This is a genomic window from Micromonospora sp. NPDC005710, assembly GCF_040630995.1.
In the GTDB taxonomy this organism is placed as follows: Bacteria; Actinomycetota; Actinomycetes; order Mycobacteriales; family Micromonosporaceae; genus Micromonospora.
In genome coordinates this window covers 1-3608 of the sequence record NZ_JBEXYP010000062.1, presented here as the reverse complement: position 1 = coordinate 3608, position 3608 = coordinate 1, and the positions used below count along the sequence as shown (strand labels likewise).

At 69.6% G+C, this 3608-nt stretch carries 3 protein-coding genes; 1 reads left to right on the top strand and 2 read right to left on the bottom strand.

What is annotated here, in order from left to right; all coding sequences use genetic code 11:
* Positions 1–47 precede the first annotated feature (47 nt).
* Positions 48–1394 carry an extracellular solute-binding protein gene (locus ABZ406_RS30845; protein WP_357769091.1) on the bottom strand — a complete coding sequence of 449 codons (1347 nt, stop codon included), beginning with the start codon at positions 1392–1394 and terminating at the stop codon, positions 48–50.
* A 19-nt stretch (positions 1395–1413) separates the two neighbouring features.
* Complete coding sequence (locus tag ABZ406_RS30840) at positions 1414–2544, bottom strand: LacI family DNA-binding transcriptional regulator (protein WP_357769089.1); 1131 nt, start codon at positions 2542–2544, stop codon at positions 1414–1416.
* A gap of 237 nt (positions 2545–2781) precedes the next feature.
* On the opposite strand from ABZ406_RS30840, the gene ABZ406_RS30835 reads away from it, so the two are divergent.
* Positions 2782–3608: Gfo/Idh/MocA family oxidoreductase (locus ABZ406_RS30835; protein ID WP_357769087.1), on the top strand; the 827-nt coding region annotated here is incomplete at its 3' end.

Below are 3608 nucleotides of genomic sequence, written 5' to 3'. Positions count from 1 at the left end.
GCCGTGGTCAACGCCACGAACAGCTCCTCTCCTCGCCTGGTTGGCGGTCAGGCGATGGCGGACTTGCACGCCTCGACGAACTGGGCGGCGGCCTCGGCGGGGGTGGCCCGGCCGTACTGCGCGTTCTCGGCGGCCTTGATCAGCTCGGACTTCACCTTGCTGTGTCCCTTGATCGGCACCTGCGGCGACTTGCCGAACTTCTGGGTCAGCTCCGCCTCGACGGCGATCGACTGCTTCATGGCCGGGTCGGTGGTGTCGTCGCTGACCACGCGACGCAGGTCCAGGTTGGACGGCAGGCCGCGGTCGGTGCCGAGCAGCTTGACCGCTTCCAGGTCGTTGTTCAGAAAGTTGATCACGTCGACCGCGACGTCCTTGTTCTTGCTGCCCTTGAACACCGACCAGTACATCGAGGCCCGGGCCCACTGCGCGCTGGGGTCACCGGGGTAGGCGATGACGCCCAGCTCGTCCTTGGTGTTCTTCTTCAGGTCCGGCATCTGGTTGGCCCAGACCCAGGAGGTGGCCGACTTGCCGGTGACCACCAACTGCTTGGTGACGTCGCTGGAGTTGCCCTCGTGGATGACGTCGGCGGTCGGGGTGGCCCTGCGGTCGCGGGCGCCCTTCCACAGGTCGAGCCACTTGGTGACGTCCTCGGCGGTGAAGCCCAACTCCTTGCCCTGGTAGAGGTCCTTGCCCTGCTGGCGCAGCCAGACCCAGAACGCCTTGTAGTCGGCGCTCGGGTCCTGGGTGCCGGGCACCCTGGTCTTGGCGGTGACCTGCTCGGCCCAGGCGATGTGCTGCTCCCAGCTCATCCCGGTGGTCGGCTCGGGCAGGTTGTGAGTGGTCAGCAGCGTCTTGTTGTAGACCAGACCCTGGGTGTTCTCCCCGGCGGCCAGGCCGGCGAGCTTGCCGTCCACCACTCCGTACTGCCAGAGGCTCTCCGGGAACTTGGAGGTGTCCAGCTTGCCGGACTTCTGGTACGAGGTCAGGTCGAGAGTGGTGTTGCGGGCCGCGTACTCGGCGAGGTAGTTGTCGTCGATCTGGAAGAGGTCCGGTGGGTTGCCGCCGGCGGTGAGCGTGGCCAGCTTGTCGAAGTAGCCCTGGTTGGCCTGCCAGGTCTTCTCGAATGTCACGTTCGGGTTCTTCCTGGTGTACAGGGCCAGCGCGTCCTCGGTCAGCTTGGCCCGGGCGTCGCCGCCCCACCAGAAGACGGAGAGCTTGACCGGAGCGTTTGGATCGGCGGCTTCGCCGTCGTCTCCGCAGGCGGCAGCCCCGAACAGCAGCGGTGCGGCGACCGTCACGGCGAGCAGGCCACGCAGCAGGCGCCGCCGCGGCAGCGGGGTACGGTGGGCGCGCCCGACGGGCGCGTCAGTGGTGGGGGACGTTGCGGGGTGCATGTGCGCTCACTCCTCGGCATTAGGAGGCGACGGCGTCACCGGTGGCCGCAGTCGGGGTGCCCGGGTCCGCAGGGCAATGCGGGCCCGGGCCACGTGGTGCGGCCAGGGGACGTGCCGGTCGGGCGTACGGGCCCGGGCCGGTCGAGTCGCGGATGACCAGGTCGGTCTGGAGCATTACCTGTGCTGTGGTACGACGGACGCCGAGCGCCGTGCCGGCACCGGAGCCCCGCGCACCGCGCGGTGACTCGATGTCCTGTTGCAGCAGCATGTCGACGGCCGTCCGGCCGGCGGCCCCGGTGGGTGTGGCCACCGTCGTCAGTTTGGGGCGGGTCAGCCGGCTCAGGGTGATGTCGTCGACCCCGACGACGCTCACCTCCTGCGGCACCCGGACCCCGAGCGCGTCCAGCCCTTCGATCAGGCCGATCGCCATCAGGTCGTTGTAGGCGAGCACCGCCGACACGCCGCTGCGTTTCACCTGCTCGGCGACGGCGGAGCCGCCGACCTCGGTGGGCGCGTTGGGGCCGAGCAGTGTCAGCTCCGCGCCGCCGGCGCGGGCGGCAGCGGCGGCGGCACGGCGCATCTCCCGGTTGGTCCACGAGCTGCGCGGGCCGCCGAGAAGCGCGATGCTGCGGTGCCCCAGGCCGACCAGGTGCTCGATCGCCGCGCGGGCGCCCTGCCCGACGTCCATCAGCACGCAGGGCAGGCCGGTCACCTGGCGGTTCACCACGACCAGTGGCACCTCGCGGCTGAGCTGCTCGATCAGGCTGTTGCTCATCCGGGGGCTGCACAGCAGCACGCCGTCCACCTGCTTGGCCAGCGCGTGGACCAGCTCTTCCTCGGCGGCCGGGTCCTCGTTGGTGTCGGCCACGAAGACGTGGTAGTCGCGGTGGCGGGCCTGACTCTCCGCCGCCTTGATCAGCGGCGGGAAGAACGGGTTCGCGATGTCCGCGATGATCAGCCCGATGTTGTGCGTCCGCCCGGTGATCAGGGCCCGGGCGGCACGGTTCGGCCGATAGCCCAGATCCTCCGCGCAGGCGAGCACCCGGACCCGGGTCTCCGGGTTGACCAGGTGTGGTGCGGAGAAGGTGCGGGACACGGTGGAGATGTGCACACCGGACGCCCGGGCGACGTCCCGGATGGTGACTGGCACGGCGGCCCCCTTCGTCCGATGTGGTGGCTGTCACGCAGGTGTGGCCCATTAATGCAAACGGTTGCGCCAGTGTCAACGGTCAATGGTTACGTCTTTGTTGCACCCACACTCCCCTTGGTCACCTGTCAGCTCCCAAAAGCTGACATATGACGCCGATCCCGCTGTCGTCGTTGACGCGGTGAGATCGATCGTGGTTACTTCATTGCAAACCTTTGCAGCATCACGGGAGGCGACCGCATGTCACCGAGAGCCGCCGCACGGTCCCGGTACGCCGTCGTGGGCACCGGCGCGCGGGCCGAGATGTTCGTCCGGGCGATGGTGCTCGACCACGCCGACACCACCGAGTTGGTCGCCTTCGCCGACACGAACCAGGCCCGGATGGACGCGCACAACCGCTGGCTGGGCGAGCTGGGTCACCGTCCGGTGCCGACGTACGCGGCCGGTGACTTCGCGGCCATGCTGGACTCCGAACGCGTCGACGTCGTCCTGGTCACCAGTGTGGACGTCACCCACGACGCGTACGTGGTGGCAGCGCTGCGCGCCGGCCGGCAGGTCGTCACCGAGAAGCCGATGACGGTGGACGCGGCCCGCTGCCGGCGGATCCTGGACACGGTGAGCGAGACCGGCGGCCGGGTGACGGTCGCCTTCAACTACCGCTACAACCCGTTGCACGAACAGGTTCGCCGGCTGCTCTCCGAGGGCGCGGTCGGCGAGGTCGGCTCGGTGCACTTCGAGTGGCTGCTCGACGTCCGCCACGGCGCCGACTACTTCCGCCGCTGGCACCGCGACAAGGCCACCTCCGGCGGGCTGATGGTGCACAAGGCCAGCCACCACTTCGACCTGGTCAACTGGTGGCTGGACGCCACACCCGTCGAGGTCTACGCGGCCGGCCGACTCTTCTTCTACGGTGCCGACGGTCGCCGGCACGGCTACGCCCGCGACTACGAGCGGGCGCACGGCTCCCCCGCCGCCGTCGACGACCCGTTCGCGCTGCCGCTGGTAGCCGTCCTCGGCCTCGGCGTCGAGGTACAGCTCGCGCAGCCGGGGGTGCGCGTCCAGCCGCA

Excerpts from the sequence above, each read along its gene's own strand:
- ABZ406_RS30845 (WP_357769091.1), bottom strand. The coding sequence starts at position 1,394 with ATGCACCCCGCAACGTCCCCCACCACTGACGCGCCCGTCGGGCGCGCC.